This window comes from Cytobacillus depressus (genome assembly GCF_008923245.1).
Classification (GTDB): Bacteria; Bacillota; Bacilli; order Bacillales; family Cytobacillaceae; genus Cytobacillus; species Cytobacillus depressus.
In genome coordinates this window covers 24,769-39,552 of the sequence record NZ_WBOS01000021.1, presented here as the reverse complement: position 1 = coordinate 39,552, position 14,784 = coordinate 24,769, and the positions used below count along the sequence as shown (strand labels likewise).

The 14,784-nt window shown below is 42.5% G+C and carries 12 protein-coding genes and 1 riboswitch; of the genes, 11 read left to right on the top strand and 1 reads right to left on the bottom strand.

The genetic code is table 11. From position 1 onward, the window contains the following. Positions 1-149 precede the first annotated feature (149 nt). Genes hisD through hisIE form a run of 6 tightly spaced genes read left to right on the top strand, consistent with a single transcriptional unit; the run spans position 150 to position 4,782 of the window. A complete protein-coding gene (hisD, locus tag F7731_RS23310; protein ID WP_151537191.1) occupies positions 150-1,436 on the top strand; it encodes a histidinol dehydrogenase in 1,287 nt (428 codons plus the stop codon). Continuing rightward, a complete protein-coding gene (hisB, locus tag F7731_RS23305; protein WP_151537190.1) occupies positions 1,433-2,020 on the top strand; it encodes an imidazoleglycerol-phosphate dehydratase HisB in 588 nt (195 codons plus the stop codon). Before hisD ends, hisB begins: the two co-directional genes overlap by 4 nt. Next, positions 2,021-2,659, top strand: coding sequence for an imidazole glycerol phosphate synthase subunit HisH (hisH, locus tag F7731_RS23300; RefSeq protein ID WP_151537189.1), 639 nt, complete (start codon positions 2,021-2,023; stop codon positions 2,657-2,659). It abuts the gene before it with no gap. Further along, the gene (gene hisA / locus F7731_RS23295) at positions 2,656-3,384 is read left to right on the top strand and encodes a 1-(5-phosphoribosyl)-5-[(5-phosphoribosylamino)methylideneamino]imidazole-4-carboxamide isomerase (RefSeq protein ID WP_151537188.1); all 729 of its coding nucleotides are present in this window, start codon (positions 2,656-2,658) and stop codon (positions 3,382-3,384) included. Before hisH ends, hisA begins: the two co-directional genes overlap by 4 nt. A gap of 1 nt (position 3,385) precedes the next feature. After that, positions 3,386-4,144 (top strand): imidazole glycerol phosphate synthase subunit HisF, encoded by a 759-nt coding sequence (gene hisF / locus F7731_RS23290; RefSeq protein ID WP_151537187.1) that lies wholly within the window; start codon positions 3,386-3,388, stop codon positions 4,142-4,144. Continuing rightward, positions 4,141-4,782, top strand: a complete 642-nt coding sequence (gene hisIE / locus F7731_RS23285) for a bifunctional phosphoribosyl-AMP cyclohydrolase/phosphoribosyl-ATP diphosphatase HisIE (RefSeq protein WP_151537186.1) — start codon at positions 4,141-4,143, stop codon at positions 4,780-4,782. Before hisF ends, hisIE begins: the two co-directional genes overlap by 4 nt. 284 nt (positions 4,783-5,066) lie before the next feature. On the opposite strand, the gene F7731_RS23280 is transcribed toward hisIE, so the two are convergent. After that, a complete protein-coding gene (locus F7731_RS23280; RefSeq protein WP_246197415.1) occupies positions 5,067-6,518 on the bottom strand; it encodes an amino acid permease in 1,452 nt (483 codons plus the stop codon). 113 nt (positions 6,519-6,631) lie between these two features. Next, positions 6,632-6,808, bottom strand: a riboswitch (Lysine riboswitch). Positions 6,809-7,008: 200 nt separating this feature from the next. Here F7731_RS23280 and ltaE point away from each other — a divergent pair. From ltaE to helD, 5 genes are all read left to right on the top strand, one after another. Next, positions 7,009-8,061: a low-specificity L-threonine aldolase gene (gene ltaE, locus F7731_RS23275; protein WP_151537185.1), complete on the top strand. Its 1,053-nt coding sequence runs from the start codon at positions 7,009-7,011 to the stop codon at positions 8,059-8,061. A gap of 88 nt (positions 8,062-8,149) precedes the next feature. After that, positions 8,150-8,776 (top strand): methyltransferase domain-containing protein, encoded by a 627-nt coding sequence (locus tag F7731_RS23270; protein WP_151537184.1) that lies wholly within the window; start codon positions 8,150-8,152, stop codon positions 8,774-8,776. A gap of 681 nt (positions 8,777-9,457) precedes the next feature. Beyond that, on the top strand, positions 9,458-10,951 hold the full coding sequence (locus F7731_RS23265) for a tetratricopeptide repeat protein (RefSeq protein ID WP_151537183.1): 1,494 nt from the start codon (positions 9,458-9,460) through the stop codon (positions 10,949-10,951). Between the two features lie 299 nt (positions 10,952-11,250). Then, the gene (trxB, locus tag F7731_RS23260; RefSeq protein WP_151537182.1) at positions 11,251-12,207 is read left to right on the top strand and encodes a thioredoxin-disulfide reductase; all 957 of its coding nucleotides are present in this window, start codon (positions 11,251-11,253) and stop codon (positions 12,205-12,207) included. Positions 12,208-12,426: 219 nt separating this feature from the next. Further along, positions 12,427-14,757: an RNA polymerase recycling motor HelD gene (gene helD, locus F7731_RS23255; protein WP_151537181.1), complete on the top strand. Its 2,331-nt coding sequence runs from the start codon at positions 12,427-12,429 to the stop codon at positions 14,755-14,757. Positions 14,758-14,784: the final 27 nt, after the last annotated feature.

Sequence of the window (14,784 nt, the reverse complement as noted above, 5' to 3'; positions counted from 1 at the left end):
AAATAGCTGTCGAATTTCGGCGTCAGCTTGCTTCTCCGCTCCTCACGTATTAAAAGCATACGTTCCGGTGCTCGAAGGCTGCACTTCCTTGAACTCCTCGGCTCTTTTTGTCCTCCTTTTTGAACACACATTATAAGGAGTTGAAGCAAATGAGGATTTTGAAAATAACAGATGAAATCTCCATCAAAAGGTCTGTCGATAGCGGAACAGAGGAACAGCGGGCGATTGTAAAGGGGATTATTGCAAAGGTTCGCGAGGATGGGGATCAAGCATTAAAGGACTTTACGGAAAAATTCGACGGGATTTCATTAGCAAATATCGCTGTTACGGAAGAAGAAAAATGGGAAGCTTATGAAGAAATCGATGAAGAGATTCTGGCGATTATCCGCGAGGCGGCGGCTAATATACGCTCCTTTCATGAAAAACAGCTGCGCCCTTCTTGGATGACAACCGATGAAAATGGAACGATGCTTGGCCAAAAGGTGACCCCGCTTGATTCAGTCGGTCTATATGTGCCTGGCGGGACAGCGGCTTATCCTTCATCTGTGCTCATGAATGTGCTACCTGCAAAAGTGGCGGGAGTTACCCGGATTGTTATCACATCCCCACCTGATAAAAAAACAGGGAAGCTTCCTCCAGCTGTTCTTGTAGCTGCTCAGGAGGCAGGGGCAGAAGAAATTTATAAAGTCGGCGGTGCCCAAGCGATTGCGGCATTGGCATATGGAACCGAAACGATTGCTCCTGTCGATAAAATCACAGGTCCGGGAAATATTTTTGTCGCTTTAGCGAAGCGAGAGGTTTTTGGAGATGTTGATATTGACATGATTGCCGGTCCGAGTGAAATTGCGATTATCGCGGATGATATGGCAAAACCGGCTGAAGTGGCGGCTGATTTATTATCACAGGCGGAACATGATGTTTTTGCCTGCAGCGTTCTTGTTACGCCGTCTGAAGCGTTGGCAGCAGCTGTGGCGTCTGAAGTTGAGAAGCAATTGACTGAGCTCCCGCGCCGGGAAATTGCTTCCCAATCCATTGAAAATTTCGGGGCCATTTATGTGACGGATACGATGGAGGAAGCTATTAACACCATTAATAGTCTTGCACCAGAGCATTTAGAAATCATGACGGAAAATCCGCTCGAGCTTTTAGGGAAAATAAAACATGCTGGAGCCATTTTTCTCGGACGTTTTAGTCCCGAACCAGTCGGCGACTATTTTGCCGGACCGAACCACGTATTGCCGACAAACGGAACAGCCCGTTTTTCAAGTCCGCTCAATGTAGAAGATTTTCAGAAAAAATCGAGCATCATTTATTACAGTGAAAAAGCATTAAAAGAAAACGGAGAGAAAATTTCTGCATTTGCACGGCTTGAAGGATTAGAAGCCCATGCGCGGGCAATTGACATTAGATTGAGGGACGAGGGGGAAAGAACATGACAAGGTCAACAGAAATAAAAAGAAGAACAAATGAAACGGACATCTTTTTAGCTTTTAATATTGACGGGCAAGGGGAGAGCAAGCTGGAAACGGGTGTCCCGTTTTTAACCCATATGCTTGACTTGTTTACGAAACATGGGCAATTTGATTTAACGGTCGCTGCAAGGGGTGATATTGAGGTGGATGATCACCATACAACCGAGGATATTGGGATTTGTCTTGGACAAGTTTTACGAGAAGCGCTTGGCGATAAAAAAGGGATAAAGCGCTATGGAAATGCGTTTGTTCCGATGGATGAGGCGCTGGCACAGGTTGTAGTTGATTTAAGCAATCGCCCTCACCTTGAAATTAGAGCGGAGTTTCCAAGCCAAAAAGTGGGCACATTTGATACAGAGCTTGTCCATGAATTTTTATGGAAGCTTGCCTTGGAAGCAAGGATGAATCTGCATGTGATTGTCCACTACGGACAAAATACTCACCATATTATTGAAGCCATTTTTAAAGCATTAGGACGTGCCTTAAATGAAGCAACAACAATCGCCCCTAACATTAAAGGAGTGCCATCTACGAAAGGGCTGTTGTAAATGATCGGAATCATTGATTACGGAATGGGGAATCTTTTCAGCGTCAGCAAAGCGCTTGAACGATTGGACACTCCGTACTTTATTTCAAGTAAAAGAGAAGAGCTGCTGAGGGCAAGTGGACTCATTCTCCCTGGTGTCGGGTCGTTTAAAGATGCGATGGAGCTGTTGGAGCAATTAGATTTATCGAGCATGATTAAAGAGTATGTTCAGCATGGAAAACCACTGCTTGGGATTTGTTTAGGAATGCAGCTATTATTTGCAGAAAGTGAAGAGAACGGGTGGACGAAGGGGCTGTCTTTGCTTCCGGGTTCTGTGAGGAGATTTTCAGGAATTTCAGGAGCTGGAGTGCCTTATAAAGTTCCGCACATGGGCTGGAATCGCCTTTCATTTGTTCAACCGTCCCCGATTCTTCAATCGGTGCGAGAAAATTATGCTTATTTTGTTCACTCTTATTATGTAGATACAGCTGATAGGAGTATCGTTATTGCGGAAAGCAGCTATGATGTAGCGGTCCCAGCTGTTGTCGGCAGGGAAAATATATTTGGGATGCAATTCCATCCGGAAAAAAGTGGACAGTTAGGCATGGAACTATTAAGTAATTTTACTGGACTTGTATGGGAAAGGATGACCGGAAAATGAGCTTTACTATTTATCCAGCAATTGATATGCGAGGCGGCAAATGTGTCCGCCTTCTGCAAGGGGACTATAATCAAGAAACAATATACGGGGATTCTCCTTTTGAGATGGCGAAAAAATTCGCGGATGAAGGGGCAAGCTGGATCCATATGGTTGATCTTGATGGCGCCAAGGATGGAAAAAGAGTCAATGATGCGTCTGTTATTCAAGCGGCGAAAGAGCTGAAGGCGCAAATTCAAATTGGCGGCGGCATCCGAACTGAAGAAGATATCGCTCATTATTTGGAAAATGGCATTTCCCGTGTCATCATCGGCAGTATCGCGGTATCAAAACCAGATTTCGCTACCGAAATGATCCGTAAATATGGGAGCAAAATCGCTGTCGGATTGGATGCGAAAAATGGCTATGTGGCAACACATGGCTGGTTGAACACTTCTGAAGTTAAGGCGGTTGAGCTAGGTAAACGCTTTGCTGATGCGGGAGCAGAGACGTTTATTTTTACCGATATTGCAACAGATGGCATGCTTTCCGGTCCGAATATAGATGCAGTTAGACAGCTTGCAGAAGAAACCAGAAAGAGTGTTATCGCATCGGGAGGAGTTAGCGAGCTAGCGGATTTAACTAGTTTAAAAGAGTTTTATGTGGATGGTGTAACAGGGGTTATCATTGGAAAAGCCATCTATGAAGGGCGCTTTACAGTAAAGGAAGCGTTGGGAGAGGTGAAGTGACATGCTGACAAAGAGAATTATTCCGTGCCTGGATGTAAAAGAAGGGCGGGTCGTCAAAGGCATACAATTTGTGCAGCTTCGTGATGCGGGAGATCCTGTTGAGCTAGCTCGTTTTTATGATGAGCAGGGGGCTGATGAGCTCGTTTTCCTTGATATTTCAGCATCCGTTGAAGGGCGTAAAACGATGACCGAGGTTGTGAAGGCGGTAGCTTCTGAGTTAGCAATTCCGTTTACGGTTGGCGGAGGGATTAACTCACTCGAAGATATGAAAAGAATTTTGCGGGCAGGTGCCGATAAGGTTTCCCTTAATACGGCTGCTGTAAACAATCCGGGTTTGATTAAGGAAGGGGCCGAGTTTTTCGGTTCCCAATGCATCGTTGTTGCGATCGATGCGAAGTATGATCAGGGGCTTGAATCATGGCGTGTTTACACTCATGGTGGCCGAACACCATCTCATTGGGAAGTCATTGAGTGGGCGAAAGAAGTGACGAAGCTTGGTGCAGGGGAAATTTTGCTCACAAGCATGGATTCAGATGGGGAGAAAAATGGCTTTGATATTGCTTTAACAAAAGCTGTTAGTGAAGCAGTATCGGTTCCGGTTATTGCTTCTGGAGGGGCAGGGAATGCTGAACATTTTGCCGAAGCTTTTATGAAAGCGAAAGCCGATGCCGCCTTAGCCGCTTCCATTTTCCACTATAAAGAAACATCTGTTGCTGAAGTGAAGAGTTATTTAAAGGAAAAAGGGGTGCCTGTCCGATGAATATCGCAGAATTGACATTTGATGAAAAAGGCCTCATCCCGGCAATTGTTCAGGATGCGACAACGAAAGAAGTCCTAACACTAGCCTATATGAATCGGGAATCCCTAGAAAAATCGCTGGAGTCAGGCGAGACTTGGTTTTTCAGCCGCTCAAGGCAAGAGCTTTGGCATAAAGGGGCAACGAGCGGAAACACACAGCGAATTGTAGAAATGAAATTCGACTGTGACAAGGATGCCATTGTCGTGCTCGTTGATCCTAAGGGACCAGCCTGCCATAACGGGACAGTCAGCTGCTTTGAAGAAAGTCTATATCAGTCAGACGGAATTTCCGGAAGCCTGTCCGACTATAGCATTCTTTTGTCTCTTGAAAATCTTATTAGAATGCGCGAAGCAGAACGACCTGAAGGAGCCTACACAACCTATTTATTCGAAAAAGGCGTCGACAAAATTTTGAAAAAGGTCGGCGAAGAAGCATCCGAAGTGATCATCGCTGCGAAAAACCGCGACAAAGAAGAGCTTAAATGGGAAGCGGCAGACTTGATTTATCATTTACTCGTTCTGCTTAGAGAGCAAGACCTGCCATTTAAAGAAGTGTTAAGCGTACTGAATAAGAGGAATGAGAAGAAAGCAGCTGAATAAAGGTTACTCACATACTGTTTTTCGGAATTCGTAAATGGTGTGTTCTTTTGGGACAATCAAAAACATAGCTCTTGCAAAAAAAAGGTCGATTCATTCAAAAATCCAATGAATCGACCTTAAAGTGTGTGTTCAAAAAGGAGGACAAAAAGAGCCGAGAAGTTCGAGGAAGCGCAGTCTGCGAGCACCGGAGCGTATGCTTTTAATACGTGAGGAGCGGAGCAGCAAGCTGACGAAGAAATTCGACAGCTATTTTTCCCGGACTTTTTGAACTTCCTCTTAAAACTTTAGCTATCCATTTTTTCAAAATCACAGTCCTTCAAAGGAACAAGCTTCGTTTTGTGTTTCATTTTATAACCGAGCCAAACGATTAGGAAAAGTGGGATCCCGATATAGGCAGCGAATAAACCTTGCCAATCGATGTGCCCATTGGTAATGGCCTGAAAATTTTGTCCGATAATAATAATCGTACATAGAACTAAAGCGAATAACGGACCAAATGGAAATAATTTAGCCCGATATGGAAGTTTATTGAGGTCGCCGCCTTGAGCAAGATAAGCCCTGCGGAAACGGTAATGACTGATGGCGATTCCAAGCCACGTGATAAACCCAGCCATACCAGAGGCGTTTAATAGCCAAATATACACTTGTCCATCCCCGAAGAAAGTAGATAAAAACGCAAAAGAGCCAATTACGGCTGTGACAATTAATGCATTGACGGGCACGCCTCTTTTATTTAACTTTCCTAAAAATTTGGGGGCATTCCCTTCTCGTGCTAGATTCCAAAGCATTCTTGTTGAGGCGTACATTCCGGAATTACCAGCAGATAATACGGCTGTTAAAATTACTGCATTCATAACAGAAGCAGCGAAAGCGAGTCCGGCCCTTTCAAAAACGAGTGTGAAGGGACTCACAGATACAGCTTCACTTAATAACCGTTCATCTGTATAAGGAATAATCGCTCCGATGACAAAGATGGCAAAAATATAGAACAGAAGAATTCGCCAAAAAACGGTGTTAATCGCCTTTGGAATTGATTTTTCGGGATTTTCACTTTCTCCAGCTGCAACCCCAAGTAATTCTGTACCTTGAAAAGAGAAGCCGGCCGCCATAAATACCCCTAATATCGCAAAGAATCCGCCGCTAAATGGAGCATCTCCAATGGTGAAATTTGTCAGGCCAATTGCTTCACCATTCATAATCCCAAAAATCATAAAAAATCCAGTGATGATAAAGATGATAACAGTGATAATTTTAATAAGGGCAAACCAGAACTCTGCCTCACCAAATCCTTTGACCGACAAATAATTGAAGCCGAACATAAGCAAGAGGGCAATACCGCTCCAAATAAATGAAGGACTGTCAGGAAACCAGAACTTCATAATCAATACAACGGCGGCGAGCTCAGCCGCAATCGTAATGGCCCAGTTATACCAATAGTTCCATCCAATGGCAAAGCCGAATGCGGGATCAACGAATTTTGTTGCATATACTTTGAATGATCCAGCTACTGGCATATATGCCGCCATTTCAGCAAGGCTTGTCATGAGGAAATAGACCATTATGGCGATTGCAAAATAGGCAAGTAAAGCGCCACCAGGCCCTGCTGTATGAATGGCTCCGCCACTTGCTAAAAATATGCCTGTCCCGATTGATCCTCCGAGAGAAATCATTGTCAGGTGGCGAGCTTTCAGTGTTCTCCTCAATTGAGTTGGGTTCGATGATGATGTATTTGACAAATCTCTACACTCCCTTTGTTAAAGAACCGCATTCCGTTCGAACTTTTGTCTCGAAAAAATAAAAAACAGCCATCGAAAAAGATCGACGGCTGTTAACAAGTCCGTTAAATCCTTCCGAAGATAGCTCTCCACGTTCATACGTGACAGTGAAGTTCCTATTCGGAAACTCCCCCAGCATAGACAAACAATGATTTATCCATACTTCGGCAGCTTATCCTTTTAAGCGGAGTTATCAATCTCATTACATCTCGTCCGCTTTACTCTTATAAGCCGCAGCCTCTACCCCATCGGTGAATGGGAATATTATTTTAATATAATAAGTATAATCTACGCTGTTCTCCTATGCAATGGAAAAAACTATAAATGATGTTATGACCATAAAGAATAATAAAATCAATTTTCCCTCTTTTGAAAATATTATGCAAAATAATTCGGAATTTTGCTAGTATTGAAATATGGAAGTTTAGATAAATTTAGAGGGAGGACCACCATGAAAATAGATTTAAGAAGTGATACAGTTACAACCCCGACGCAAAAAATGAGAGATGCCATGCGTGATGCAGTGGTTGGGGATGATGTGTATGGAGAAGATCCTACAATTAATCAATTAGAGGAGCTAGCTGCGAAAGTCTTAGGAAAAGAAGCGGCCTTATTTGTGACAAGTGGAACACAGGGCAATCAAGTAGCGGTATTAAGCCATACAAAACGTGGGGATGAAGTGATCGTTGAAGAGAATGCCCATATTTTTTACTATGAAACGGGCGGACTCTCAACTATTGCTGGTGTGCAAGCGAGGACAATTAAAGGGATAAATGGACAGATGCCGATCGCTGAAATTGAGCAATCCATCCGAGACCACACCAATATTCATTTTCCAAGAACAGGCTTGATCTGCTTAGAGAATACCCATGCACTTTCGGGCGGCCGGATATTGCCATTAAGCTATATGGAAGAGGTTTATCGTCTCTCTAGACAGCATAGCATCCCAATCCATTTAGATGGAGCAAGATTATTCAATGCAGCAATTGGTTTAGGCGTCCATCCGAAAGAAATTGCAAAATATACTGATACTGTGCAGTTCTGTTTATCAAAGGGATTAAGTGCCCCAATGGGTTCTATGTTAGTTGGTCCAAAGGAAACGATCGAAAAAGCTAGAAAGTGGAGAAAAATGTTAGGTGGGGGAACCCGCCAAGTAGGGATTGTTGGTGCTGCGGGGATTGTGGCATTAGAAGAAATGATCGATCGGCTGGAAGAAGATCATCTTCACGCAAAAGCCCTTGCACAAGGATTATCACGTATTGACGGAATTGAGATAGATGTTGATGCTGTCGAAAGTAATATTATTATGCTATCAATTGATGGACTAGGAATGAGCTCTGAAGAATTTATTAACCAATTAAACCAGTTCGGTATATTGGTGACCTCTGCTAGCCTGAATAGAATTAGATTGGTTACACATCGAGAGATAACGGGTGAGCATGTTGACAGAACGGTTGAGGCGATTAAGGAGATTGCAGTTAATTTTATGAAAGTGAAACAGTAAGGTTAACAGATTAGGAGAACCCTCCACATGAAATATTCCCAAATCACAGATCTGGATTCGTAAATTTTTTGAACATGGAGGAGCATTCATGCTGAATAATCAAGGATTTAATTTATGGGCGGACCAATATGATCAGGCCGTTCAGGTTAGTGAAGAAAACAATCTCTACCCTTTTGCTGGATACAAACAAATACTAAACATAATCTTTAATGAAGTGATGCAAAAAAAGAACTCAAATGTTTTAGATATAGGATTTGGGACGGGAGTTTTAACAAGTAAATTATATGAAAATGGCCATACAATCGATGGCTTAGATTTTTCATCAAAAATGATTTCCATTGCTATACAGAAAATGCCTAATGCCAATTTAATTGAATGGGATATTTCAAATGGAATCCCCCTTGAAATTCAAAATAATAAATACGAATCCGTCGTAAGTACATATACATTACACCATTTAACAGACGAAGAAAAAGTCTCATTCATAAAATCCTTACTCCCCCTTCTGAAAGAGGATGGAAAAATATTAATTGGCGACATTTCGTTTGAAACAAGGGAACAACTTGATGAGTGCCACCATAAGAGTTTAGATTACTGGGATCATGATGAATATTATTTTGTCTTTAATGAACTCCAAACATCATTAAAGAATGATTGTCATTGTGAGTTTTTTCCGATATCTCACTGTGGCGGGGTATTCGTTATAACTAAGTGATATATTGTAATTTTTCTTGACTATTTTATATGTAACAGAACCTACCACGCCTATTAAAATAATGCGGACCAAGGTGGGGCAATTTATTTTATTCGAAGAGAACGGGGCTGTGCGAAAAGTCCTTACTGCCTGACTTACCGCACAGCTTTTTCAAGTCATCTTAAAAATTGTCTGCCATGATGGTCATAAAGAACATTTACGCTTCATGGTACTCGTTTTCAGAATCCATCATCCCAAATGCGTCCCATGACGGCTTCATGGTACTCGTTTTCAGAGTCCACCGTCCCAAACGCGTCCCATGACGGCTTCATGGCCCACGTTTTCAGAGTCTATCATCCCAAACGCGTCCCATGACGGCTTCATGGCACACGTTTTCAGAGTCCATCATCCCAAACGCGTCCCATGACGGCTTCATGGCCCACGTTTTCAGAGTCCGGCGTCCCAAATGCGTCCCATGACGGCTTCATGGTACTCGTTTTCAGAGTCCACCGTCCCAAACGCGTCCCATGACGTCTTCATAGCATCCGATTTTCCCCGAACTCTCCAAAAATCCCCCCTATGTATTACAAACCCATTCCAAAAAGAGGAACCCATAGGAATCGTGTAATATTCTCCAATCCCTTCTCCAACAGCTTGCTTCTATGATATACTACTTGAGTTAATATGAAGGTGGAGGATTTCATGAGCAAAGACTCTAAAGCAAGACAAACAAAAGGACAATTACTAATATTTAACCCGACAGGTGAGTATTATTTTTCAAAAGGCTTAAAGGCTTACCATAAAAGGGATTTATATAAAGCAAAAAAATATGTACAGCGCGCGGTGCAGCTTGAGCCAGATGAGCCAATGATTGTCTGTCAACTAGCTGTGATTTTTTCGGAAATGGGAGAGTATCAGCAAGCCAACAAGCTTTTGCTGAAAATTATTGACGAGCTAGATTCCGAAATGGTGGAATGCCACTATTTTCTTGCTAATAATTATGCCCATTTAGGCTTCTTTAAGGATGCTTATTACCACGCCAATTTATATATGGAATTAGATGAAGATGGGGAGTTTGCCGACGAAACGCTCGATTTGCTTGAATTGCTGACGATGGAAGCAGAAGAAATGGATGAAGAGCTTTATGAGCAGGATGATTTAATTACGAAGCAGGAGCAGGCGAGAGAACTGCTGGAGTCCGGCCATTTTCCGAAAGCAGTGGAGCTTCTCAATTCCGTCATAGATGAGTATCCGGAATATTGGTCTGCTTATAATAATCTTGCCTTAGCCTATTTTTATCTTGGCGAAACGCAAAAAGCAGGCGAAATTCTTGAAAAGGTATTTACAGAAAATCCCGGTAACTTGCACGCCTTATGCAATAAGCTCGTATTCGCCTTTTATGAGAGGGATTATAAGGAAGTAAAAATGCTGAAAGAAGTTCTCAAAAAAATCAACCCTATATCGATTGAACATCAATTTAAGCTTGGTGCCACTTTCGCGTTAGTTGGTGAGTATGAGGCTGCTTTTATGTGGCTCAGAAAGCTGCAGAAAAAGGGTTTTGATGGTGATGGGGCTCCTTTTTATTATTGGCTTTCTTATGCTGCTTATTATACAGGGCATGAAAAAATTGCAAAATCCGCCTGGGAAAAAACGCTTGTATTAAATCCCGAAAAAGCCGGGTTTGAACCTTGGAACGAGGAAAAAGAGGCTCACGAAGGATTTGAAAACCATCTTTCTTTGATTCTAAAAAAACTAAGTAGTGATCACATTGAAGAGCGGCTTTTTGCCCTTTTCTTAACGGCAATGTCTGATGAGAAAGAGCAAATTCTCGCCGCAAAGGAAATGAACCAAAATGCAAAGTTTTCTCATCTTGAGAGGGACTATATTGCTTTTCTGCGGAAGAAAAATAACATAAATTCAGTTCCCGTTCACGAAGTTGCCGCTCTCCTTTACGGAAGCTATCAACCGATTGGCACAGTTGAAGCGGGCTTATATTTAATGTGGTTTACGATTTTTGTTGAAGCGATGAATCAAAATCAAGCTTTTAAAAACACAGCAGCCTGGGCAGCTGCCGTCGAGTACGTGTGGCTTAAACAAAGAGGCGGGGACATTTCCCAACAACAAATCGCTAATAAATATGGCATTTCCTCCTCAACCTTGCAAAAATATATCAAGGTTGTTAAAGCTTTTGAATAAATCGTTCCAGGCGCTTCCGCTTTTCTTTGTCTAGCTCCAGCGCCTAGGGGCTCGAGGTCACAAGCCAAACTTCTCAGAAAGGTAAAGAACACCTTTCCAAGAAGCTCGTCTTGTGCTTGTCGCCCCTGTTCCAGGCGCTTCCGCTTTTCTATGAGCATTTGCTTAGACATTATTCACTTATTTTTATAGGATAAATGTAGGGAGGCCATAATAAGGATGTGTGTATTATGGCCAAGACTACAGAGCTGTGAGCTGCTGTTTTTCTAAAAAACAGCTGAAGATAGAAGGAGTGAAGCAACATGTCTGAAGAAAAAATTTATGATGTCATTATTGTTGGGGCTGGTCCAGCGGGAATGACAGCCGCTGTCTATACATCGAGAGCTAATTTGTCTACTTTAATGATTGAACGCGGCGTTCCGGGCGGACAAATGGCGAACACGGAAGAGGTTGAAAACTATCCTGGTTTTGACCATATTTTAGGACCTGAGCTATCGACAAAAATGTTTGACCATGCGAAAAAATTCGGTGCCGAATATGCATATGGTGACATTAAAGAAATTATTGATGGGGAAGAGTTCAAGACAGTTGTTGCGGGCTCTAAGCAATATAAGGCTCGCGCAGTGATTATTTCAACAGGCGCAGAGTATAAGAAGCTTGGTGTTCCAGGCGAGAAGGACTTGGGCGGCCGCGGCGTATCATACTGCGCTGTTTGTGACGGTGCTTTCTTTAAAGGAAAAGAGCTTGTTGTTGTTGGAGGCGGAGATTCAGCTGTTGAAGAAGGTGTATACTTAACACGTTTTGCTTCAAAAGTGACAATCGTCCATCGCCGTGACGAGCTACGCGCACAAGCGATTTTACAGAAGCGTGCATTTGATAACGAGAAAATTGACTTCATTTGGAGCAATACTGTTAAAGAAGTAAACGATAAAGACGGTAAAGTCGGCAGCGTTACACTTGTTTCTACGAAAACGGGTGAAGAGCAAGAATTCAAAACCGACGGCGTATTCGTTTATGTCGGAATGCTGCCATTATCAAAGCCGTTCGGAAATCTTGGCATTACGAATGAAAACGGCTATATCGAAACAAATGAAAAAATGGAAACGAAGGTCCCAGGCATTTTTGCAGCTGGTGACATCCGCGAAAAAATGCTGCGCCAAATCGTTACAGCAACAGGTGATGGAAGCATCGCTGCACAAAGCGCACAGCATTATATCGAGGAATTGAGAGAAAAATTACAAGTAAAAGCTGAAGCTTAAAAATAAACAGAAAAGCCGCACTCTGACCTAAATCGGAGTGCGGCTTTATTTCTATTCATTAATAATAACCTATGTATATTGATAAGCACGTGAAAATATGTTAAATTAGTATAGAAACGCATTTTTAAAAATATCATTATAATATCCCTATTATAATGATACAACATACCCTCGTATAATGTCAACACTAATTTTCATTTTTTTAAAGGAGTGCTGTATATGGACAATGAGCTTAGGCTGGAGCAAGAACGATTGAATAGGGTAATAGAGACAATTACAGATCAAATCGGCAAGTTGGAGAACGAAGCAGGGCAACGTCGAAAAGAAGTGATTCATATTCGTAAGCACTTTTGGGATGATGTGAAGGTGAACACAGATACTTTTGACGATTATCTCGAGACAATCATCGGCTTAAGACAACAGGCTCAAGCCCTTTCCGTCAGTCAGCTCACACATAAGCATTCTTTTAATCGGCTATCTATACTGCGTCGTATGCACGAAACTCCCTATTTTGGACGAATTGATTTTATCGATGAGGGAGCTTCAACAGCAGAAAATATCTATATTGGTCTTTCATCACTCACGGATCCAAGCGGCGAAAACTTTCTGATTTACGACTGGAGAGCACCTATTTCAAGTATCTACTACGATTATCCTCCTGGTCCGGCTGAGTACGTCACACCTGGTGGAGTCGTGCGCGGTTCGCTGGAACAAAAATGGCAATACATTATCCGCGGCGGTGCCATCGAATCGCTGTTTGATACGAGTCTCACGATCGGGGACGAGATACTGCAGCATGTGCTTGGGAAAAGCACAGACAAACATTTGCATAGTATTGTGGCGACCATTCAACAGGAGCAAAATCGGATTATCCGGCATGACCGCGGACGACTGCTCATCGTTCACGGTGCTGCGGGCAGCGGCAAGACATCGGCCGCCTTGCAACGGATTGCTTATTTACTCTACAAATATCGGGATAGGCTGAAAGCTGATCAGATTATTCTATTTTCCCCTAACGCGATGTTTAACAGCTATGTGTCCACGGTGTTGCCTGAACTTGGAGAAGAGAATATGCAACAGGTCACATTTCAGGAATATTTAGTTCATCGATTGAGCGGTGAGTTTCAAATCGAGGATCCTTACGATCAATTAGAATTTGTGCTGACTGCAGAGCATGACCCTTCCTATCAAATAAGAAGTGCAAGTATTGGCTTCAAGACTACTACCCGGTTTTTTGATGCGATTAAAACATACAGACAGTCGTTGGAGTTATCGGGTATGATTTTCAAAGGGATTAAATTCAGAGGAAAACTGCTCATCTCCGCCCAAGAAATGTCGGAAAGATTTTATAACTGCGATACGTCACTTCGCTTTCACAATAGGATTGAGAAGTTGACAGAATGGCTAATTAAACGAATTGATGAAACTGAAAAACTTGAAATGACTAAAGAATGGGTGCAGGAAGAAATCGAGCTGCTTAGCAATGAGGATTATCAAAAAGTATATGCCCACATGCAAAAACAACGAGGTTTTACTAAAGACATGATTAATTATGAGCAAGAGAGAAGACTCCTTGGGCGCATGATCGTACGCAAAAAGCTAAAACCATTACGTAAATGGGTTCGCGCACTGCGCTTTATCGACTTTACAGGCATTTACAAGCAGCTTTTCGCAGATTCAGTGCAAATAGAAGGTAAAGCACCCGAAGATTGGGAGGATATTTGCCTGCTGACTATGAAAATGCTAAATGAAGGCAAGTTGTTTTACGAAGACGCTACTCCATTTTTACTTTTGAAAGAGCTAATTCAAGGCTTTCAGACGAATATTTCTATTAAACATGTGCTAGTAGATGAAGCACAAGATTACTCTCCTTTTCAATTCGAGTTTTTGAAACGCTTGTTTCCTTCAGCGAGAATGACCGTACTCGGTGACTTTAACCAAGCGATATTCGCTCATGCCAGCGAAATGGTCGATTTCCACACACTTAATGACTTATATGGACCAGATGAAACGGATACGATCAACTTGACCCGCAGCTACAGATCCACAAAACCAATTGTTGAATTTACTCGCAAACTAGTGCCAGGAAGCAAAGGAATTACTCCTTTTGAACGTGATGGCGAGAAGCCTATGCTGACTCAATTATCCAATCGTATTGAACTACATCGAAGTATTGCTGCTAAAGTCGCCGACTTACGGAAGCAGAAGTATAATACAATCGCTATCATATGCAAGTCGGCTAAGGAAAGTGCCGCTGCATTCGAGGCATTAAGCAGTGTCGAAGAAATCAAGCTTGTGAAAAGCGGTTCGAAAGAATATGAACAAGGTGTTGTCGTCATACCGGCGTATTTGGCTAAAGGCATCGAATTCGATGCTGTCATTATTTATGACGCATCTGTTCAAGTGTATGGAAATGAAAGTTTGCGCAGATTGTTCTACACCGCCTGCACGAGAGCTATGCATTACTTGTACCTATTCAGTGTCGGCAATCCAAGCCAATTTCTGGTGAATGCTTCGGAGGAGGGGGTCATTCAAACTGAAATTAACTAAACCGGCGGGGATTTTCGTTTTTAAAAC